A 21943-nucleotide genomic window follows, 5' to 3' on the forward strand; every position below is an offset into this window, starting at 1 on the left:
CTGGGCCGCCTTGATTATGCGGCCTGTCTGTGCAGTGTATTCACGGGTTTCCAGTTCCATGGCAACAGTTCGTGGAGCCGGTTGATCTTGTGCTCGTTGATACGGGCCAGGACGTCGGCGAGGTAATCGTGCGGATTAAGCCGGGAGAGTTTTGCGCTTTCGATAAGCGTCATGGCATCAGCGATGTTGTCGCCCCCGGTGTCGGATCCGGCAAAGAGATAATTTTTTCGCCCCACGCATACGGGCCGTATGGCGCGTTCGGCAGGATTGTTGTCGATGGCGACACGACCATCTTCGAGGAACAGGGTAAAGGCCTTCCACCGGTTGAGCGCATAACGGATCGCTTTTGCCAGTTCCCCCTTTCCAGGGATACGGGCAAGCTGTGTTTCGCACCATGCGTGGAATGCTGTGACACGGGGGCGGCTTTGTTCCTGTCGGACAGCCAGACGATACGGGGCCGGGTGTCCGGTGATCTGGCGCTCGATATCGTAGAGCTCTCCGATCTGTTCAAGTGCTTCCCTTGCGATTGTCGAATCACTGCCCTTCCAGACATCATGGAAGGCCCGGCGGAGATGAGCCCAGCAGGCCGCTTCGCGCACGTGCACGGTTCCTGTTGCGTCTGGTTTATACAGATCCCTGAACCCGGCGTAGGCGTCAGCCTGCAGAATGCCCCGGAACTGTGCCAGATGGGTCTGGGGATTGATCCCCTTGCGATCGGGAGAGAACCAGTAGGCCACGGCGGGCGGATCACTCCCTCCCCATGGGCGGGGATCGCGCAGATAGCTCCAGATCCGCCCTTCCTTCACGCCCCGGGGTTTGCCAGCCTGACGCAGACGGGGGTCAAGAACCTGGATGGGTGTATCATCAGCATGTAGCAGGTCTGCCTTTACGACATCCTGACGGATCAGATCTGTCAGAGGACGCAGAACGGCAACGGCCTGACCACACCAGTCGATCAGGGTTGAACGGGGAATGTCCACACCCTGACGGGCAAAGATCTCATTCTGACGATAAAGCGGAATGTGGTCATCGAATTTCGAGACCAGGATATGGGCTAAAAGCCCGGTGCCAGCCATCCCCCGTGGGACAGGGCGCGACGGTGCTTCAGGCTGCACCAGTGTTTCGCAGTGACGGCAGGATTTCTTCAGCCGTGCCGTTTCGACAACTTTCAGTTTTGCCGCAATAAAGTCCAGTATTTCGGTGACATCTTCGCCTACAAGACGCAGGGGACCGCCACAGGCAGGACAGGCCTCACCTGGGTCGAGAACAATACGCTCCCGTGGTGTCGTGTCAGAAACCTTTGGTTTGCCACGCTGCCGTGGGGGAGAGAGTGCATCATCGCTGACATCATGCTCCCTGATATCAGGAGAAGGATCGGCTGCCGCGATGGCGATTTTTACATCTTCAAGGAGCAGTTCGAGTTGTTCAATCTCACGGTCTATCTTTTCTGAACTGGCCCCGAATTTCTGTTTCTGAAGACGTGCGATCCGGATTTTGAGAGACTGGACAAGAGCTTCATACGCACGGGCTGACGCAGAAAGCCGAGCCACTTCGGTCTGCAGGGAAACAATCATTTCCCTCAGGGTATCCGGATCATCAGGCAGGACCGCAGGTGCAGACGTCATTATGAAAAAATAGCAGAAAACCTAAGAAAATTCAAAATGTTCTGCACTCTCACGCCATAAAAATCAGGCCACGCGAGACGGTGGTGCAGACCAGGAAGGGCGTCTCCACTCCATGCCTTCCCACAGCATGGCCATCTGTGCTGTCGTCAGGCGTGCAACGCCCTCTGCCGGAGACGGCCATGGAAAACGTCCCTTCTCAAGCACCTTGTAATAAAGACAGAACCCCTGACCGTCCCACATCAGAAGCTTGATCCTGTCCCCACGGCGACCACGAAAGGCAAAGAGCGCCCCTGATGTCGGGTTCTGACGCAGCACGTCCTGTGCCAGTGCTGCCAGACCCGATATGCCCTTGCGCATATCGGTCACCCCGCAGGCCAGATAGACACGCACGCCGTTGCCCACGCCAATCATGCCGTCTCCGCAATCCGGATGACCCGGGCCAGAAGATCTTCGGCAGGATGTCCCGTCACCCTGATACTACGGCCATTGCGCAGCACTATGGCCAGTTCGTCAGGATCACCGCCAGATGCCACAGCAGGTGTCGTCACTGAAGCAACAGGAACAAACGCCACAGACTGATCTGGGGAAGATAGTCTTTGACGGAATGACGTCCGCCATTGGTAAAGATGTTGGCGGGTCAGGTCATGTCGACGTGCCACATCCGATACACTTGCTCCATCCACACCAACTTCAGCCAGTATCGCCAGCTTCCGTTCATCCGACCAGCGGCGGCGGCGTTCAACGCCAATCAGGATTTCCTGGGTCATTCTTACCTCTCAAATGACGTCAATAACGACGTCGTTAACGACGTCGTTAACGACGGTAAGTTACCAGTCACAATCCTCAATCATAAGGCGGCCTCAAACGGCCGGTTACGGCGTTTCGCAGGGTGGCGTCAAAGCGCTCGAACAGCTTCTGGATGGCGCCAGCCTCGGTCAGCCGTTCACGGAACAGCCAGACCGTTTTGGCGTCAGGCACCCGGTCCGATAACGCCAGGCCGAGGAAGCGCATGAAGGACAGCCGGTCGTTGATCAGATACTCCGTTCGCTCGTCGGAGAGATTGTTCAGCGTCTGGATCACCAGGATCTTGAACATCAGCACCGGATCAAACGGGGGACGGCCACCTTTACTTCCGTCCGCATAGGCCAGAGACTGTGTAGAATTTTGTGCGGTGCCATTTTTTCAGGCCATTGGGAAACGATCATCGAACATGATAGCGAGCTGGCATCTGACAGCGTACCATTCGCGCACTGAGCGCTTCCACTGTGCTGAGGTAGCATTGAGCGCCAGGTAAATCAATTTTGCTGCGGCCTCTTCACTGGGGAAATGGCCGCGGGTGCGCACGGCACGACGGATCTTTGAGTTCAGGGCCTCAATGGCATTTGTTGTGTAAATCAACCTGCGCACTTCTGGAGGATAATCGAGGAACGGAATGACCTCATTCCATGCCCTGCGCCAACTGGGCGCGATGGCCGGGTATTGTCTGCCCAGATCGCTTTCTTCGAACCCGCCGAGGGCTGCCTCGGCCTCTGTGGCGTCCACTGCTGTATAGATTGCCTTGAGAGCTGTGGCGATGGCCTTGCGGTCCTTGTAGCTGGCAAAGCTCATGGAATGACGCAGCAGATGAACGATACACGTCTGAATGCGGGTTCTGGGGAAGACCGCCTCAATGGCCTGCGGAAAGCCCTTCAGCCCGTCGACTACGGCGATCAGGATGTCCTGCACACCCCGATTGCGCAGGTCGCTGAGGACCTTGGCCCAGAATTTGGCCCCTTCATTCGCCTGGAACCACAGCCCCAGAACGTCCCGTGTGCCGTCAGGCAGGATCGCGAGCGCCACGAAGACAGCCTTGTTCGAGACAGTCCCATCACTGCGGATATTGACCCGGATCGCGTCCATGAAGACGATCGGGTAGCAGGGTTCCAGCGGACGGTTCTGCCAGGCGGCGACCTCCTCCATCACGGCGTCGGTAATCGCGGAAATGAGGCTCGGGGAGGCCTCAACGCCATAGATTTCTTCAATATGCCCCTGGATTTCGCGGGTTGTCAGACCTCGGGCATACATGCTGATGATCTTGCGGTCGAACTCGGGAAAGCGACGCTGATACTTTGCAATCAACATCGGATCAAACGTACCGTTCCGATCCCGGGGAATATCCAGAACAACCTTGCCGCTCTGTGTCGTCACGGTCTTCTGGCTATTGCCGTTTCTGCGGTTGGGCGGCTGATTATCCTCAGCAGAGGCGCCATCGGCGCGCTCCTCATCAAGATGAAGTGTCATCTCCGTGTTGAGCGCCCGCTCCGCCAGAGCCTTCGTCAATTCCGAGAGTATGCCGCTTTTGCCAAACAGGTCGCCCGGTGAACGACCTTCCATCAGACGGTCCAGAAGATCTTTATCAATGCTCATGCGGGGGCTCCTCTTCGAGCAGATTATCACCGCACCGCACAAAATTCAGGATAGTCCCATAGGCCAGAGCCCTGTCCAGATCAGGACGGAACACCTCAAAATCCACAGTCCGAGAAAACGCTTCGAGCTGATCGCCAAGGCCACTCAAACGGGCTAGTCGCTCGTCCACATCAAAGAAGCCCGGCTGCTTCATGAGCCATTCCCTCAATCATCACAGAAGAGAGGGAATCACACACAGAGGGCCAGAACCAGGGGTTTTTCGAACCCTCCACCTACTTATCTCGTTTCTACATTTCACAAGAAAAACTCTATATTAGAGTTAAAATTTTTGTGTCAATGTAAAATATATTTATTATTAATAATTTTTATTTACTTTCGTATCGTGCATTATTTTTTTGTACATTTCAAAAAGGCGATTTTCATAATGGGACATAGAAAATTTTTGTGCTTGCTTTTTTGACTCTATGCTTAATTTTTTGTATAGATTATCATCTTGGTCTATTTTATTTATTCCAAAAGTAATGGATTGAGTACTGTAAGGATCCACTATAATAGCACTTTCTCCAACGACTTCCGGAAGCCCTCCTTCTTGAGACGTTAAAACGGGAGTGCCTATGAACATTGCTTCCAGTGCTGGCAAACCAAACCCCTCTGCCAATGACGGAAACAAGAGCGCACGTGCATGCCGGATTAGTGCATATAGAATGGATTGTGGCAGATAATCGACCATAATAATCCTGCCCTGTGAGATACCGTACTTTAAAAACCGCAGTTCAGCATCGTTTCTCCAAGACATGGCGCCGACAATAACCAATTTTCTATGTGTAGCACTCATAAGAAAACTTTCTATAATACGGCCTATATTTTTCTTTGGTTCAAGTGAACCATAAAATAGAAAATATTCTTCTGAATTTATACCAAAAATTCCATTTATTTCCTGCTCTGTTTGGTCAAAGCTTTTCATAGAAATATTTTTATCGGGAATAAATGACTGAAATGCGTTATAAATACGATTTTCTAATTGTGGAAAAAAAGAAATTATATCCTTTTTCGATGCTTCGGAAACCGTACAGACCGGATGATTTAACTGACATATTTTTTCGACAAGGTTTATATAATACCCTTTATTATCAAGGGTTGTGTACGGTAATCGCAAAGGGACAACATCATGTATTGTATAAATGTTTATAGATTTATTTAATTGGATTGGTAATGGGTAGGTCCAGTGCATGATGTCAGGTGCATTAGGAATATTGATTTCAAGAAATTTTCCGGTCCGACTGAAATGTTTGTGCGCTAGAGAGAAAAGGTTTTGAATGTTTAAAATACGATCATAGTTCGGAAGACGTTCAACGAAGCTGCGTTCATCAACGCGACCTGTAATTTTTATTTCATGTGCATTTTTGTCGAAATTTAATTTTATATTATTGTTAATCCACTTTATTAATTTTGGAACTCTTCGTATATTTTCATCATCTTTCGTCATATTATCAAAAAACATGATTTCACGTAAAGTATATGATGTCGTGGGTGCAATATCCATTCCATATAGAATGTCTACAGAATAACCAAGAGACTTAAGAGCATAGCTAAGAGTACGCGCATAAGTGGCGATTCCTGTCCCCTTGATTAAAGCAAGATTTAGTCCATCAATTCCAATTTTCAGAAGATCTGACTTCTGTATGTTCATCATATCTTACCCTTACCCGTATATTCGTTTACATTGTTGAATATTCATAGCATGGCATAACATTTCCACAACCGCAGGCAACCGTTCTCCTTATCATCCGAGATTCCTTTGCATGTGGAGGGATCGAAGAACCGTTGATTGAGATGCCAGTATCCCGATTTTAAGATCAACGAGCAGGCATTGATGGTTCTGCAACAAAGCCGCGGTCATCCACAGCGCTGCCGCAGCAGACTGGATCAAGCCCTAACAGCCTGTCGAGTTGGGATACCCTGTGAAGGGGTGAGGTTGTAAGGGTGGTGAGATGAGCAGCTTCATTCCATTTGACCGGTCTCAGCCGTATCTTCTGCCGCCTGATCTGAAGTCGTGGCTTCCGGCTGATGATATGGCGCATTTCATTGTCGCAGCCGTTGAGCGGGTTCCGATGGATGCGTTCTGCGTGCCAGTGCGCACGGGAGGCAAGGCGCAGTATCATCCGCGCCTGATACTGGCCCTTCTGATCTTCAGCCATGCGAACGGATTGTTTTCCTTACGCCGGATCGAGCGGGCGACATATCGCGACATCGGGGTGCGCGTTTCGTGGCGGCGAACCTGCATCTGGATCACGACACGATTGCCACTTTTCGGCGGACGAACCGGACAGCCATTGAAGCGGCATTTGCGCAGGTCCTGCTTCTCGCGCGCGTGACGGGTCTGCTGCGTCCGGGTGTCGTATTGATCGACGGCACGAAAATCGACGCCGACGCTTCGAAATACCGTTCCCTGCGCTACAACCGTATCAGGGTGCTGTCGATGGAAAACACGATCCGTCTCCCAAAGACAGTACTCGCCGACACCGGTTACGCCAGCGAGCAGGCGGTCCGGAAACTGCGGAAAAAAGGCATCGATCCGCTGATCGTCATCGGACGGCCTCGTGCCCGCAGGCCATATGATTTCCGGCCCCCTCCTGAAAACAGGGAGCCACGCCGGATAACCGAACCCTGGCGGCCTGCCATGAAGGACAGGCTGGAAACCACAGAAGCCGGAGATGTTTACAGACTACGAAAACAGACCGTTGAACCGGTCTTTGGAATTATCAAAAGCATCATGGGGTTCAGAAGATTCAGTCTGCGCAGCCTTGCAAAAGTCACGACCAAATGGACCCTCGTCGCTCTCGCATACAACTGCAAAAGAATGGCGCGGCTTCACGCAGCATAAGCCGGGTCAGCCTCGGCGTTATCAGTCGTAAAATGCCCAACCCGACAGGCTGCTAAGGCGCGGCATAATCACTACTCACAATCCCGACCTCAAGCCACACCATGTCCCAGTATTTCAGGGATGGCACCGTGAACATGATGTAGGAGCCGCTGCTGTCCGAACCGGTCGTGTATGTCAGCTGCTGCGGCGCGCCATGATTGATGTCCGGGCTAGCCATGTAGAGATTACCCAGCGTGCCGCTTGTCACATACATCTTTATCCCCAGTGCGCCTGTCACGGTCGGCGCGGGATAATTCGCATCCGGGTCGGATACATCGGAGAACTGGGTGGCGTTCAGCTGCTGGTAGTTCAGAAGATGCAGGATGTTCAGGCCGGATCGCATGGTATTGAGGAGATAGACACTCCCCGCCCCTGCGGTCGCACTGCCCGTAGCCCCGGATGTGATGGATGGAGCGGCAGACGTGGAGGCGCTTATGTTGTTGCGGAGAAGCTTCTCGTAGGCGACATCAAACGTCTGGTAATCGTATTCTGCCGCAATCGTCTCTGGCGTTGCGGACAGCATGCGCGCCACCGGGAAATCATCATTGGAGATGAACCGGTTTCCATCCGCAAGCCATGCATGATGCGCGCCAGACGAGAACATGGCGGCTTCCATGTAGAGCATGCCGGAAAGGTTGAAGTAGCAGACATTTTGGCCGCCATTCGTCGTGCAACTGGTGTTGCTGTTGAGGTTCTTGTTGATCCCCATGTCCCAGTCGAGGCCGATCGAATTGGGCTTGCGGTTGGCCCATCCCCAGACCTGCTGCGCGCGGGTCCAGAACACGCCATAGTTGCTGATGTCGTCGCTATGGTCCCAGCGCTCCACGAAGTGGTAAGCCTCGTGAGTGTTCTGCGCCAGATCCTGCTCGTTCCACGGCGATGCCGGATTGAGGACCATTGGCACGTTCACCGTGGCCTGCACCGTGTTCATGAAGCCGCTATAGGCATTATCCCACGGGATGTATGTTCCCGCGTTGTTATAGACGGTTCCGTTGAACGTCCCGTATGTGTCAATGAAGACGCCATCAAACCGGTATCGCTGAAGCCATAGACCGACCTGCTGGGCCCAGTATGTTTTCCATTGTGCATTTGTCGGGTCCATCACACCAATAGTCGTGGTGTCGGCTGGCGCGCCGCCCGGGAAGCCATAAACGTCAGACAGCTTGCACGCAGACCCGCATGCACTGGTAAACGCGCCCCATGCCAGCTGGGTACCTGACCCATCATTCAGGAAGTTGGGCTGCACGGCATCACTGTTGACCGCATACATGGGAACGTAGGCTAGCGTGCCCATCCGGTACCGACGCGCCGTTTCAAGATACCGCTCGATCAGGTTCTGACTCTGCACTTCACCATTGCCATTGGTGTAAAACGCACCCGGATAATATGGCTGGTGCCAGCGATAGAGCTGTCCATACATCTGCAGGTTATTGCAGTGCCAGGCATTGAAGCCGGACACGCTCTCTTCTGGCGTCTCCGCATTGACTGGTGCTGCCCCACCCCAGCTGGTCCATGTATTGGTGCCCCAGCACTGACGCGGGTATGTTGTCCAATCAGATGACTGATCAAGGGCCGCGGCAGCAGTATCAACCGTTGTTGCGCCACTGACAGCAGCCAGTTGCACATAATATCCCCGGTAATTCCCGTTCCAGACAGTCGGGATCGACAGACGCACCGAGGCTGTTGCATTGTTCTTCAGACCAGTGACAGATGCGGAAATGATGCCCCCAACCTGCACACCGCGCCCTGTGATGGTTGCATTAACGCTACCCGTGAAGGTTGATCCGGTCGTATTCTTCAGCGTGACCCACAGGTTCTCTACGTCCCCCTGCCTGTAGAACGCCTTGTCGGAATTGACGCTGTAGAACAGAGAGCCGGTCAGTGTGGGGGCTGCATGCGACGTGCCAAGACCGACGATCAGGGCAACAGCGCAAAGGAGTATGTTCTTAAAAAGCCGGGACATAGCGCGTCGTTCCACTGCCATCTTTGATTGGAGATCTGTCTACGGATACTGAAAGGCTCTGTTGCACAAATGGAGTTTTGGTTATGGACCTCCCATTCTGGGACTTATGATTTACTGAATAGCCTCGGTGAGTGGGATTCCGAGCGCGGTAAACTGATTGAGGATCGCGATACGCACGAAGAACTCCGTGACCTGACGATCAAAGTCTCTCGCCGTGAGGCGCTGGCCGAGCAGTTTGATGCAGTGCATTTTCGTCTCGACGCGGCTTCGGCGGTGATACCCGCTCCAGCGTCGCCAGATCGCCCGCCCGAAGCGTTCTGAAGCCCGTATGGCCTCATTTCTGGCCCGGGCGCCACGGTTTTGCATTTCGTCGGGGTAGAATGATTGCATCGGCACCTCGTTTTACGATGATGTTGTGGCAGCTTCGGGTGTCATAGGCGCCGTCAGCGAGCCTCGCTGCTTCAGCGCGGCATTATACGAAGGCCAGTTCGTCGTGCGGTAGATCGGGGATGGCGGCTTGCTCATCATAATCAGCTGGAGGGATCGAAGAACTGTTGATTGGCGCGCGTGGTTCCTGATTTCAGGCTTTTGTCGTGCTGATTGACGGTTCTTGGGGTGACTTTTGATCTACGTCTTGAGCAGATCGGACGCTGTCGCCAATGGGATAGCTACGCGGCCGCGTTCAACCTCTCGAGGAAGAGGAAGCGGCGCATGTTGTAGACGATATTGGCCAAGCCAATCCTCATGGTGGCCCGGGTAATGCCCACGGTCCGGATGAACAATCCCGTCTGCGATTTCTGATCGGCAAAGACATGCTCGACGCGGGATCGGATGACGGACTTCCCTGCGTTAGAGCGCTGGATATGGCGGGGCATGGGCTTGAGATGCGGCTTTTTCCTGTGAACCTTCGAGACGAAACCCTCTTTGTCCATGAAGTCCTCATTGGCTTTCGAGCGATACGCGGTGTCGGCCCAAACGCTTGAGGCCGTATTGGTTTTATCGAGCAAGCCCTCGCGCAGCCTGGCACCATCACTGGCGGCGGCATCCGTCGCTTTCCATTTCCGGATCAGTCGAAACTTTCGATCGATGAAAATATGCGATTTGTAGCCAAAGAACGGAATGGCGAGGTCCGTGGACGGGAGCGTCCCGTCCTCCTGCCGCTTTGCCTTCGTGAACTTCAGTGTCCATCGCGCATGGCGATCCTTGTGGGACAACTTGGCAGGCTTGTCCTGCCAGTCCTGCGGAATGCGGCCTTCCCGAAGATCAACTTTCTCCGCGTTGGTATTGCGCTGCTTTGGCGCCGCCACCAGCGTGGCATCCAGGATCTGGCCGGACATCGGCAGATACCCGGCGTTTCGCAGGGTGGCGTCAAAGCGCTCGAACAGCTTCTGGATGGCGCCAGCCTCGGTCAGCCGTTCACGGAACAGCCAGACCGTTTTGGCGTCAGGCACCCGGTCCGATAACGCCAGGCCGAGGAAGCGCATGAAGGACAGCCGGTCGTTGATCAGATACTCCGTTCGCTCGTCGGAGAGATTGTTCAGCGTCTGGATCACCAGGATCTTGAACATCAGCACCGGATCAAACGGGGGACGGCCACCTTTACTTCCGTCCGCATGGGACTATCCTGAATTTTGTGCGGTGCGGTGATAATCTGCTCGAAGAGGAGCCCCCGCATGAGCATTGATAAAGATCTTCTGGACCGTCTGATGGAAGGTCGTTCACCGGGCGACCTGTTTGGCAAAAGCGGCATACTCTCGGAATTGACGAAGGCTCTGGCGGAGCGGGCGCTCAACACGGAGATGACACTTCATCTTGATGAGGAGCGCGCCGATGGCGCCTCTGCTGAGGATAATCAGCCGCCCAACCGCAGAAACGGCAATAGCCAGAAGACCGTGACGACACAGAGCGGCAAGGTTGTTCTGGATATTCCCCGGGATCGGAACGGTACGTTTGATCCGATGTTGATTGCAAAGTATCAGCGTCGCTTTCCCGAGTTCGACCGCAAGATCATCAGCATGTATGCCCGAGGTCTGACAACCCGCGAAATCCAGGGGCATATTGAAGAAATCTATGGCGTTGAGGCCTCCCCGAGCCTCATTTCCGCGATTACCGACGCCGTGATGGAGGAGGTCGCCGCCTGGCAGAACCGTCCGCTGGAACCCTGCTACCCGATCGTCTTCATGGACGCGATCCGGGTCAATATCCGCAGTGATGGGACTGTCTCGAACAAGGCTGTCTTCGTGGCGCTCGCGATCCTGCCTGACGGCACACGGGACGTTCTGGGGCTGTGGTTCCAGGCGAATGAAGGGGCCAAATTCTGGGCCAAGGTCCTCAGCGACCTGCGCAATCGGGGTGTGCAGGACATCCTGATCGCCGTAGTCGACGGGCTGAAGGGCTTTCCGCAGGCCATTGAGGCGGTCTTCCCCAGAACCCGCATTCAGACGTGTATCGTTCATCTGCTGCGTCATTCCATGAGCTTTGCCAGCTACAAGGACCGCAAGGCCATCGCCACAGCTCTCAAGGCAATCTATACAGCAGTGGACGCCACAGAGGCCGAGGCAGCCCTCGGCGGGTTCGAAGAAAGCGATCTGGGCAGACAATACCCGGCCATCGCGCCCAGTTGGCGCAGGGCATGGAATGAGGTCATTCCGTTCCTCGATTATCCTCCAGAAGTGCGCAGGTTGATTTACACAACAAATGCCATTGAGGCCCTGAACTCAAAGATCCGTCGTGCCGTGCGCACCCGCGGCCATTTCCCCAGTGAAGAGGCCGCAGCAAAATTGATTTACCTGGCGCTCAATGCTACCTCAGCACAGTGGAAGCGCTCAGTGCGCGAATGGTACGCTGTCAGATGCCAGCTCGCTATCATGTTCGATGATCGTTTCCCAATGGCCTGAAAAAATGGCACCGCACAAAATTCTACACAGTCTCGTCCGCATAGGCCAGAGCCCTGTCCAGATCAGGACGGAACACCTCAAAATCCACAGTCCGAGAAAACGCTTCGAGCTGATCGCCAAGGCCACTCAAACGGGCTAGTCGCTCGTCCACATCAAAGAAGCCCGGCTGCTTCATGAGCCATTCCCTCAATCATCACAGAAGAGAGGGAATCACACACAGAGGGCCAGAACCAGGGGTTTTTCGAACCCTCCAGGTCGCTCAGGCGGCGATACCCAAACCGGCGCCTCTGACCCGCCATATCCCGTAAACACTGCCGCAAAACGGCATCGTCAGTCCGGGTAGGAACATACCGCGCAACACGTCTGGCAAGACTGGCAAGGGCACATACCCGGCGTTTACTCAGCGCCAGAGTGTCCTGGAGATATCGGACCGAAAGCGGTTGCGTTTCATCCGTCCGTGTCCTTCCCGATCAGACTCCACTTTTAAATGGTTACATTTCGGGGGGAGGCACGTCAGAGTATATGAGCAGATTCTGATATTGTATCTTGGCGAAGCACAGGTCATCATATCACTCAATTCGATCCTTATGACTGGCACCCGAGATCGTATATCAACAATGGAATGATCCACCCAGGACGGGAGAACATAGTCTTCATGTATTACGGTAAGAATATCTTTGATCTACTTTTATGTTACACTCGAGCTTATGAGATCGAGAAATGGGGCTGGGAAATCGGAGAACATACATACGGTGCTCCAGGCTCTCCCATTGTCATAGAGACCGAATTTGCAAACCTTAAAATAGGAAAATATTGTTCAATCGCACGTGAAGTACTCATGATTTTGGGCAACCATCGTGTAGATACGGTTACAACCTATCCTTTTAAGGCCCTGTGCGGTTTCTGGCCCGAATCGGTGGATTCAACAGACGACCACTCAACAAAAGGGGATATCGTTATTGGCAATGATGTATGGATCGGCGCGCGGGCCAATATTATGTCCGGTGTGACTATTGGAACAGGCGCCGTTATCGCTACTGCTGCTGTAGTAACTAAGGACGTTCCCCCTTATGCCATTGTAGGTGGCAATCCGGCGCGAATCATCAAATATCGCTTTTCCGAAAAAATCATTGAGCGATTATTAGCGGTCGCTTGGTGGGACTGGCCTGATGAAATGATACGCGAACGCATGAAGTTATTGATGAGTGATGATATCGAGAACTTTTTGCAGGCATTTGAGAAGTTATCAAAATAGAAGTATTTATCTACAAAAATTTTATTTATATTTGACGCACCCTTCTAAAATATAAATATTTTAAAGTAGAGTCCGATAGGGAAGGGCACGGACGGATAAAACACAGCCGCTTTACGGCTTTGTTGCAGAAATAGCTTGTGCCTGGATTCACGAAATGAAACCAGGGTGGTAGTTGGAGGGTTCGAAAAACCCCTGGTTCTGGCCCTCTGTGTGTGATTCCCTCTCTTCTGTGATGATTGAGGGAATGGCTCATGAAGCAGCCGGGCTTCTTTGATGTGGACGAGCGACTAGGCTCAGGACTCATAGCCAGAAGATGACGGTTGCAGCGAGGCAGATGGCTGAGAAGAAGACAGTCGGGCATCTGTCATAGCGTGTTGCGACCCGCCGCCAGTCCTTGAGGCGGCCGAACATGATTTCGATGCGGTTGCGTCTTTTGTATTTTCGCTTGTCGTATTTGACTGGTTTTCCGCGGGATATTCTTCCCGGAATGCAGGGCCTGATCCCTTTTTCCTCCAGGGCATCCCGGAACCAGTCAGCATCATAACCCCGATCCGCCAGCAACCACTGTGCCATGGGAAGGTTGTCCAGCAGAGCAGAGGCTCCGGTGTAATCACTGATCTGTCCGGCTGTCATAAAGAAGCTCAGCGGTCGTCCGTTCTGATCGGTGACCGCATACAGCTTGGTGTTCATGCCCCCTTTAGTGCGTCCGATCAGGCGGCCTGGATCCCCTTTTTTAACCGCAGGCTTGAAGCCGTGCGGTGTGCCTTGAGATAGATCGCATCAATCATAATAGTCTGAGGCTCAGCCTTCACGGCAGACAGGCCATCATCATCCGCATGAAAATGCCCATGTCGCCCCAACGCTTCTAACGGTTGTAGAGCGTCTTGTGCGGACCGTATTCCCGGGCTGCATCACGCCAGCGCATACCATTGCGGTTCACAAAAATGATGCCGCTCAGCACGCGGCGGTCATCAACGCGAGGTTTACCATGGCTCTTGGGAAAAAACGGCCGCAGACGCTCCATCTGTTCATCCGTCAGCCAAAACAGGTCGCTCATCTTCAGTCTCCTTGCAGAGCCTGAAGCAAAATTCCCTACACAAATCAATGGGTCCTGAGCCTAGCACTACAGTTGCATTTTGTGTTGAGTTCTGAATCTATGGGTAACCATGATTCAGGATATGATGAGTGGCGGTACGTCTGTTGAAGAGACGCTGGAATTATGGGCGCGCTCGCTTCGGTCCGCCAAGGATCGGATGGCGCCGCTGTTCACGCAAAAACGTGTCGTAGATTCGGCCTGTGCTTTTCTTGATGTTTTGATTGGCAATGAACCACGCAAGACGGGATGGATGCGAGCGGAAGCCGCAGGAGATCCTGGTCCATGGCGGCAGCAGGCGCTTCTGGGACGCGGGCACTGGGATGCCGATGCCCTTCGTGACGTCGTCAGGGATTATGTGATTGAGCATCTGGGCACTGAAGAGGGCGTGCTGGTCATTGATGAGACCGGTTTTCTGAAGAAGGGTCAGGCGTCCTGCGGTGTGGGGCGGCAGTATACGGGATCTGCCGGCAAGATCACGAACTGCCAGATTGGTGTGTTTGGCGCTTATGTTTCGGAACGGGGGCATGCCTTTATTGACCGCGCCCTGTATCTCCCGAAAGACTGGACATCAAAGCCTGAGCGTCTGAAGCGGGCCCACGTTCCCGATGACGTGGTGTTTGCAACCAAACCGGCGTTAGCCTCGATGATGATTGAGCGAAGTATTGAGGCCGGTGTGCCGTTCCGCTGGGTTGCAGCAGACAGCGTGTATGGCGTGGGCGACGTAGAACGCACGCTTCGCCGGGCAGGAATTGGATATGTGCTTGGGGTCAAGGGCAATCACTGGTTCGGATCATGGGCAACGGAACCGCTGATTGCCGGAGAGGCGAAAGATATTGCAGCAGGACTGCCAGACCAGGCCTGGCGTCGTCTGTCAGCGGGGCACGGCACAAAAGGTGAGCGACTTTATGACTGGGCGTATCTTCCGCTTGCTGATCTGGATGCTGAAGAATTTGACTGCCCTATAGCCGGACCATGGACACGTGGCCTGTTGATCCGCCGAAACATCGCTGACGGGGACCTTGCCTATTTTACGACCTGGAGCCCGAAAGGGACAACCACGCAGGAACTGGTGAACGTTGAAGGGACGCGCTGGAGGATCGAAGAAGGGTTCGAGACGGCCAAAAACGAATTTGGTCTTGATCATAACGAGACCCGCTCCTGGCATGGTTGGCATCGGCACGTCTCTCTGGTCATGCTGGCCTATGCCGTCATGGCCAGTGTCCGTTACCAGGCAAACTCACTGAAACCGAAAAAAACACAACTCAGAACACGACAGTCCTTGTCCGCTGGTCCATTCAGGAGATCAGGCGCCTCGTCGTAAAACTTGCACAACGCAGACTACCCGTCTCTCACATCCTCAGATGGTCCGTCTTTCGACGAACGCATCAGGCCAGTGCTATCCGCGCTCACTCACGACACAAAATGCAACTGTAGTGCTAGCCCGTTTGAGTGGCCTTGGCGATCAGCTCGAAGCGTTTTCTCGGACTGTGGATTTTGAGGTGTTCCGTCCTGATCTGGACAGGGCTCTGGCCTATGCGGACGGAAGTAAAGGTGGCCGTCCCCCGTTTGATCCGGTGCTGATGTTCAAGATCCTGGTGATCCAGACGCTGAACAATCTCTCCGACGAGCGAACGGAGTATCTGATCAACGACCGGCTGTCCTTCATGCGCTTCCTCGGCCTGGCGTTATCGGACCGGGTGCCTGACGCCAAAACGGTCTGGCTGTTCCGTGAACGGCTGACCGAGGCTGGCGCCATCCAGAAGCTGTTCGAGCGCTTTGACGCCACCCTGCGAAACGCCGGGTATCTGCCGATGTCCGGCCAGATCCTGGATGCCACGCTGGTGGCGGCGCCAAAGCAGCGCAATACCAACGCGGAGAAAGTTGATCTTCGGGAAGGCCGCATTCCGCAGGACTGGCAGGACAAGCCTGCCAAGTTGTCCCACAAGGATCGCCATGCGCGATGGACACTGAAGTTCACGAAGGCAAAGCGGCAGGAGGACGGGACGCTCCCGTCCACGGACCTCGCCATCCCGTTCTTTGGCTACAAATCGCATATTTTCATCGATCGAAAGTTTCGACTGATCCGGAAATGGAAAGCGACGGATGCCGCCGCCAGTGATGGTGCCAGGCTGCGCGAGGGCTTGCTCGATAAAACCAATACGGCCTCAAGCGTTTGGGCCGACACCGCGTATCGCTCGAAAGCCAATGAGGACTTCATGGACAAAGAGGGTTTCGTCTCGAAGGTTCACAGGAAAAAGCCGCATCTCAAGCCCATGCCCCGCCATATCCAGCGCTCTAACGCAGGGAAGTCCGTCATCCGATCCCGCGTCGAGCATGTCTTTGCCGATCAGAAATCGCAGACGGGATTGTTCGTCCGGACCGTGGGCATTACCCGGGCCACCATGAGGATTGGCTTGGCCAATATCGTCTACAACATGCGCCGCTTCCTCTTCCTCGAGAGGTTGAACGCGGCCGCGTAGCTATCCCATTGGCGACAGCGTCCGATCTGCTCAAGACGCAGATCAAAAGTCACCCCAAGAACCGTCAATCAGCACGACAAAAGCCTGAAATCAGGAACCACGCGCGCCAATCAACGGTTCTTCGATCCCTCCAGGTCACGCCAGGGGATGCCTGCACGGTAACGATACAACACGGCTTCCACAAACAGACGGTTGTCCGCAGCCGTGCCGCCGACATGACCTTCACGACCGGGAAGAAGATCCTTTATCCGCTCCCACTGATCATCGCGTAACCGTAGCGCCGCATCTATCTGCCTCCCAAAAAGAAGGAGAAACAATCAGCACAGAGAGACAGAAAGTACAACCCTCAGCCGTCAGGACCAGCGGTTAACTGACGACACGCAGTAACAGGCCCGAGTGATGTTTATCAGGCGCGAATCGCCGCTAGCACTACAGTTGCATTTTGTGTCGTGAGTGAGCGCGGATAGCACTGGCCTGATGCGTTCGTCGAAAGACGGACCATCTGAGGATGTGAGAGACGGGTAGTCTGCGTTGTGCAAGTTTTACGACGAGGCGCCTGATCTCCTGAATGGACCAGCGGACAAGGACTGTCGTGTTCTGAGTTGTGTTTTTTTCGGTTTCAGTGAGTTTGCCTGGTAACGGACACTGGCCATGACGGCATAGGCCAGCATGACCAGAGAGACGTGCCGATGCCAACCATGCCAGGAGCGGGTCTCGTTATGATCAAGACCAAATTCGTTTTTGGCCGTCTCGAACCCTTCTTCGATCCTCCAGCGCGTCCCTTCAACGTTCACCAGTTCCTGCGTGGTTGTCCCTTTCGGGCTCCAGGTCGTAAAATAGGCAAGGTCCCCGTCAGCGATGTTTCGGCGGATCAACAGGCCACGTGTCCATGGTCCGGCTATAGGGCAGTCAAATTCTTCAGCATCCAGATCAGCAAGCGGAAGATACGCCCAGTCATAAAGTCGCTCACCTTTTGTGCCGTGCCCCGCTGACAGACGACGCCAGGCCTGGTCTGGCAGTCCTGCTGCAATATCTTTCGCCTCTCCGGCAATCAGCGGTTCCGTTGCCCATGATCCGAACCAGTGATTGCCCTTGACCCCAAGCACATATCCAATTCCTGCCCGGCGAAGCGTGCGTTCTACGTCGCCCACGCCATACACGCTGTCTGCTGCAACCCAGCGGAACGGCACACCGGCCTCAATACTTCGCTCAATCATCATCGAGGCTAACGCCGGTTTGGTTGCAAACACCACGTCATCGGGAACGTGGGCCCGCTTCAGACGCTCAGGCTTTGATGTCCAGTCTTTCGGGAGATACAGGGCGCGGTCAATAAAGGCATGCCCCCGTTCCGAAACATAAGCGCCAAACACACCAATCTGGCAGTTCGTGATCTTGCCGGCAGATCCCGTATACTGCCGCCCCACACCGCAGGACGCCTGACCCTTCTTCAGAAAACCGGTCTCATCAATGACCAGCACGCCCTCTTCAGTGCCCAGATGCTCAATCACATAATCCCTGACGACGTCACGAAGGGCATCGGCATCCCAGTGCCCGCGTCCCAGAAGCGCCTGCTGCCGCCATGGACCAGGATCTCCTGCGGCTTCCGCTCGCATCCATCCCGTCTTGCGTGGTTCATTGCCAATCAAAACATCAAGAAAAGCACAGGCCGAATCTACGACACGTTTTTGCGTGAACAGCGGCGCCATCCGATCCTTGGCGGACCGAAGCGAGCGCGCCCATAATTCCAGCGTCTCTTCAACAGACGTACCGCCACTCATCATATCCTGAATCATGGTTACCCATAGATTCAGAACTCAACACAAAATGCAACTGTAGTGCTAGGCTCAGGACCCATTGATTTGTGTAGGGAATTTTGCTTCAGGCTCTGCAAGGAGACTGAAGATGAGCGACCTGTTTTGGCTGACGGATGAACAGATGGAGCGTCTGCGGCCGTTTTTTCCCAAGAGCCATGGTAAACCTCGCGTTGATGACCGCCGCGTGCTGAGCGGCATCATTTTTGTGAACCGCAATGGTATGCGCTGGCGTGATGCACCCCAGGAATACGGTCCGCACAAGACGCTCTACAACCGTTGGAAGCGTTGGGGCGACATGGGCATTTTCATGCGGATGATGGATGGCCTGTCTGCCGTGAAGGCTGAGCCTCAGACTATTATGATTGATGCGACCTATCTCAAGGCACACCGCACGGCTTCAAGCCTGCGGTTAAAAAAGGGGATCCAGGCCGCCTGATCGGACGCACTAAAGGGGGCATGAACACCAAGCTGTATGCGGTCACCGATCAGAACGGACGACCGCTGAGCTTCTTTATGACAGCCGGACAGATCAGTGATTACACCGGAGCCTCTGCTCTGCTGGACAACCTTCCCATGGCACAGTGGTTGCTGGTGGATCGGGGTTATGATGCTGACTGGTTCCGGGATGCCCTGGAGGAAAAAGGGATCAGGTGGAGGGATCGAAGAACCGTTGATTGGCGCGCGTGGTTCCTGATTTCAGGCTTTTGTCGTGCTGATTGACGGTTCTTGGGGTGACTTTTGATCTGCGTCTTGAGCAGATCGGACGCTGTCGCCAATGGGATAGCTACGCGGCCGCGTTCAACCTCTCGAGGAAGAGGAAGCGGCGCATGTTGTAGACGATATTGGCCAAGCCAATCCTCATGGTGGCCCGGGTAATGCCCACGGTCCGGACGAACAATCCCGTCTGCGATTTCTGATCGGCAAAGACATGCTCGACGCGGGATCGGATGACGGACTTCCCTGCGTTAGAGCGCTGGATATGGCGAGGCATGGGCTTGAGATGCGGCTTTTTCCTGTGAACCTTCGAGACGAAACCCTCTTTGTCCATGAAGTCCTCATTGGCTTTCGAGCGATACGCGGTGTCGGCCCAAACGCTTGAGGCCGTATTGGTTTTATCGAGCAAGCCCTCGCGCAGCCTGGCACCATCACTGGCGGCGGCATCCGTCGCTTTCCATTTCCGGATCAGTCGAAACTTTCGATCGATGGAAATATGCGATTTGTAGCCAAAGAACGGGATGGCGAGGTCCGTGGACGGGAGCGTCCCGTCCTCCTGCCGCTTTGCCTTCGTGAACTTCAGTGTCCATCGCGCATGGCGATCCTTGTGGGACAACTTGGCAGGCTTGTCCTGCCAGTCCTGCGGAATGCGGCCTTCCCGAAGATCAACTTTCTCCGCGTTGGTATTGCGCTGCTTTGGCGCCGCCACCAGCGTGGCATCCAGGATCTGGCCGGACATCGGCAGATACCCGGCGTTTCGCAGGGTGGCGTCAAAGCGCTCGAACAGCTTCTGGATGGCGCCAGCCTCGGTCAGCCGTTCACGGAACAGCCAGACCGTTTTGGCGTCAGGCACCCGGTCCGATAACGCCAGGCCGAGGAAGCGCATGAAGGACAGCCGGTCGTTGATCAGATACTCCGTTCGCTCGTCGGAGAGATTGTTCAGCGTCTGGATCACCAGGATCTTGAACATCAGCACCGGATCAAACGGGGGACGGCCACCTTTACTTCCGTCCGCATAGGCCAGAGCCCTGTCCAGATCAGGACGGAACACCTCAAAATCCACAGTCCGAGAAAACGCTTCGAGCTGATCGCCAAGGCCACTCAAACGGGCTAGTCGCTCGTCCACATCAAAGAAGCCCGGCTGCTTCATGAGCCATTCCCTCAATCATCACAGAAGAGAGGGAATCACACACAGAGGGCCAGAACCAGGGGTTTTTCGAACCCTCCAGGTCCTGCATTCCGGGAAGAATATCCCGCGGAAAACCAGTCAAATACGACAAGCGAAAATACAAAAGACGCAACCGCATCGAAATCATGTTCGGCCGCCTCAAGGACTGGCGGCGGGTCGCAACACGCTATGACAGATGCCCGAACGTCTTCTTCTCAGCCATCTGTCTCGCTGCAACCGTCATCTTCTGGCTATGAGTCCTGAGCCTAAAGCAGCATAATGGACAATAGAAAATTATTGCCTATAATTGAAGGTACCTTACCCTAAATTATACAGAACTGTCAAAAAAATGAGAAAAAATCATAAAATAGATAAAATACATTATGTTTTTATTATTGATGGAGATGATTTTCCAGAGAATATTCCAGAATTTATAAAAATAAATATTGAATATTCTAGAGAAATTTACCCACATGCGGAAATAAAAATATGGAATGGTCGTGAATTAAAAAAATTTATTTCTGAAAATTTTCATCCTGATGTTTTGTGGGCCTATAATACGCTTACACCTTATGCCTTTCGGTGTGACTTAGCACGATATTGCTTACTATATATTTATGGTGGCATTTATATAGATTTAGGAGTCAGGCTGATAAATCCTTGGCAAATCCCGATCACAAAAGAGGTTGCCGCTTTTCGCGATGTGCCCTTTATAACAAATAGCTGGACTGCTTTACAAATTGGACTTCTATTTTCTATTCCTAGGCAAGAGGAATTTAAAAAAGCTATCGATTTCATAATTGAGAATTGTCGTAATAAATATTATGGGAAAAATCCGCTTTATCCAACAGGTCCTGTTGTGCTGGGACGTGCATTTATTGCTACAATGGTTGCAAAAGGACAAAGCGTAGTTGCCGATAATCAGCACATTGGAAACTGCCGTTGTATTACCCCAGAGTCTCCTAAATTAAATATGACTTATGTGTCTAAAGAAGGTACAGTAGTTGCTCTTCGTAATAAACAAGCCGGAGGAGATCTTAAGCATATTGGAGTATCTGGGTCAAATAATTATAATGATATATGGCGAGCACGTCAAATATATTCTGAGCCTACGCAAATTTGGGATTTTAAATGTCATGAATTGCAAACCATCGGAGTATCACGCACATCATATGGAATATTTATTCCACTAAATACTAAAGGAAGAGTGATATTTGGTCCTTATTTTAAGATGAATAAAGGAAAGTATATTCTAGAGGTGTACTTTTCAGAAGAGACAAAATTCTCAAAATTATGCATCGATATTGCTTGTGGAAATGATCATAAAACAATAAAAAAATTACGTTATTTTAATATTTTGAAAAAAAATATAAAAAAATTACGCTTTACATTTTCTACAAAGCGTAATTATGAAAATATAGAATTTAGACTTTATGTATATAAAAACTTTTCTGGTCATTTCTTAAAGTATAACCTTATAAAAATAAAATAATTTATATTTTATGAAAATTAATATATTAATTAAATAAAACAATATTATTGGTGATAAATAAATATTAATTTGCACGAAAATAGAGGGGTTGAAGAACCGTTGATTGAGGC

Annotated in this window: 13 protein-coding genes and 10 pseudogenes; 8 read left to right on the forward strand and 15 right to left on the reverse strand. The window is 52.9% G+C overall.

What is annotated here, in order from left to right:
- Positions 1–14: 14 nt before the first annotated feature.
- The 7 genes and pseudogenes from tnpC to GLX_RS17315 form a co-directional block, all read right to left on the reverse strand.
- Positions 15–1625 (reverse strand): IS66 family transposase, encoded by a 1611-nt coding sequence (tnpC, locus tag GLX_RS09660; RefSeq protein WP_007397838.1) that lies wholly within the window; start codon positions 1623–1625, stop codon positions 15–17.
- A 63-nt stretch (positions 1626–1688) separates the two neighbouring features.
- Positions 1689–2036: an IS66 family insertion sequence element accessory protein TnpB gene (gene tnpB / locus GLX_RS09665; protein ID WP_010510701.1), complete on the reverse strand. Its 348-nt coding sequence runs from the start codon at positions 2034–2036 to the stop codon at positions 1689–1691.
- Positions 2033–2392, reverse strand: a complete 360-nt coding sequence (gene tnpA / locus GLX_RS09670; protein WP_007400224.1) for an IS66-like element accessory protein TnpA — start codon at positions 2390–2392, stop codon at positions 2033–2035. Before tnpA ends, tnpB begins: the two co-directional genes overlap by 4 nt.
- 112 nt (positions 2393–2504) lie before the next feature.
- Positions 2505–2756: pseudogene (locus GLX_RS09675) on the reverse strand (transposase); the annotation flags it as partial.
- A 51-nt stretch (positions 2757–2807) separates the two neighbouring features.
- Entirely contained in the window at positions 2808–4031 is a 1224-nt protein-coding gene (locus GLX_RS09680) for an IS256 family transposase (protein WP_014104109.1), read from the reverse strand.
- Between the two features lie 64 nt (positions 4032–4095).
- A pseudogene (locus GLX_RS09685) lies at positions 4096–4224 on the reverse strand (IS5/IS1182 family transposase); the annotation flags it as partial.
- A 162-nt stretch (positions 4225–4386) separates the two neighbouring features.
- A complete protein-coding gene (locus tag GLX_RS17315) occupies positions 4387–5724 on the reverse strand; it encodes a glycosyltransferase family 4 protein (RefSeq protein ID WP_014105782.1) in 1338 nt (445 codons plus the stop codon).
- Positions 5725–6022: 298 nt separating this feature from the next.
- Between GLX_RS17315 and GLX_RS17320 the strand changes: the two are divergent.
- Positions 6023–6915, forward strand: a pseudogene (locus GLX_RS17320) (transposase).
- A gap of 52 nt (positions 6916–6967) precedes the next feature.
- Here the strand turns inward: GLX_RS17320 and GLX_RS09695 are convergent.
- The 3 genes and pseudogenes from GLX_RS09695 to GLX_RS09705 form a co-directional block, all read right to left on the reverse strand.
- Positions 6968–8917, reverse strand: a complete 1950-nt coding sequence (locus GLX_RS09695; RefSeq protein ID WP_148268579.1) for a glycoside hydrolase family 66 protein — start codon at positions 8915–8917, stop codon at positions 6968–6970.
- A gap of 111 nt (positions 8918–9028) precedes the next feature.
- A pseudogene (locus GLX_RS09700) lies at positions 9029–9365 on the reverse strand (transposase); the annotation flags it as partial.
- A 220-nt stretch (positions 9366–9585) separates the two neighbouring features.
- Positions 9586–10530: pseudogene (locus tag GLX_RS09705) on the reverse strand (IS5 family transposase); the annotation flags it as partial.
- A 60-nt stretch (positions 10531–10590) separates the two neighbouring features.
- Here GLX_RS09705 and GLX_RS09710 point away from each other — a divergent pair.
- Positions 10591–11814, forward strand: coding sequence for an IS256 family transposase (locus tag GLX_RS09710; RefSeq protein ID WP_014104109.1), 1224 nt, complete (start codon positions 10591–10593; stop codon positions 11812–11814).
- A gap of 34 nt (positions 11815–11848) precedes the next feature.
- On the opposite strand, the pseudogene GLX_RS18140 reads toward GLX_RS09710, so the two are convergent.
- Positions 11849–11989: pseudogene (locus tag GLX_RS18140) on the reverse strand (IS5/IS1182 family transposase); the annotation flags it as partial.
- A gap of 480 nt (positions 11990–12469) precedes the next feature.
- On the opposite strand from GLX_RS18140, the gene GLX_RS09720 reads away from it, so the two are divergent.
- Positions 12470–13069, forward strand: coding sequence for a CatB-related O-acetyltransferase (locus tag GLX_RS09720; protein WP_014105788.1), 600 nt, complete (start codon positions 12470–12472; stop codon positions 13067–13069).
- Positions 13070–13369: 300 nt separating this feature from the next.
- Here GLX_RS09720 and GLX_RS17325 read toward each other — a convergent pair.
- Positions 13370–14126, reverse strand: a pseudogene (locus tag GLX_RS17325) (IS5 family transposase).
- A gap of 109 nt (positions 14127–14235) precedes the next feature.
- Here GLX_RS17325 and GLX_RS09735 point away from each other — a divergent pair.
- A complete protein-coding gene (locus GLX_RS09735; protein ID WP_012812328.1) occupies positions 14236–15486 on the forward strand; it encodes an IS701-like element IS1452 family transposase in 1251 nt (416 codons plus the stop codon).
- A 112-nt stretch (positions 15487–15598) separates the two neighbouring features.
- Complete coding sequence (locus GLX_RS09740; RefSeq protein ID WP_014105792.1) at positions 15599–16645, forward strand: IS5 family transposase; 1047 nt, start codon at positions 15599–15601, stop codon at positions 16643–16645.
- 131 nt (positions 16646–16776) lie between these two features.
- On the opposite strand, the pseudogene GLX_RS17330 reads toward GLX_RS09740, so the two are convergent.
- A pseudogene (locus GLX_RS17330) lies at positions 16777–16931 on the reverse strand (transposase); the annotation flags it as partial.
- A 256-nt stretch (positions 16932–17187) separates the two neighbouring features.
- Positions 17188–18438: an IS701-like element IS1452 family transposase gene (locus GLX_RS09745; protein WP_012812328.1), complete on the reverse strand. Its 1251-nt coding sequence runs from the start codon at positions 18436–18438 to the stop codon at positions 17188–17190.
- A gap of 109 nt (positions 18439–18547) precedes the next feature.
- Here GLX_RS09745 and GLX_RS17335 point away from each other — a divergent pair.
- Positions 18548–19110: pseudogene (locus tag GLX_RS17335) on the forward strand (IS5 family transposase); the annotation flags it as partial.
- Between the two features lie 133 nt (positions 19111–19243).
- On the opposite strand, the gene GLX_RS09760 reads toward GLX_RS17335, so the two are convergent.
- Entirely contained in the window at positions 19244–20323 is a 1080-nt protein-coding gene (locus tag GLX_RS09760; RefSeq protein WP_014104060.1) for an IS5 family transposase, read from the reverse strand.
- 77 nt (positions 20324–20400) lie between these two features.
- Here GLX_RS09760 and GLX_RS17340 point away from each other — a divergent pair.
- Positions 20401–20598 (forward strand): annotated as a pseudogene (locus tag GLX_RS17340) (transposase); the annotation flags it as partial.
- A gap of 92 nt (positions 20599–20690) precedes the next feature.
- Entirely contained in the window at positions 20691–21833 is a 1143-nt protein-coding gene (locus GLX_RS17345; RefSeq protein ID WP_014105797.1) for a glycosyltransferase family 32 protein, read from the forward strand.
- Positions 21834–21943: the final 110 nt, after the last annotated feature.

Source organism: Komagataeibacter medellinensis NBRC 3288 (assembly GCF_000182745.2).
Lineage (GTDB): Bacteria > Pseudomonadota > Alphaproteobacteria > Acetobacterales > Acetobacteraceae > Komagataeibacter > Komagataeibacter medellinensis.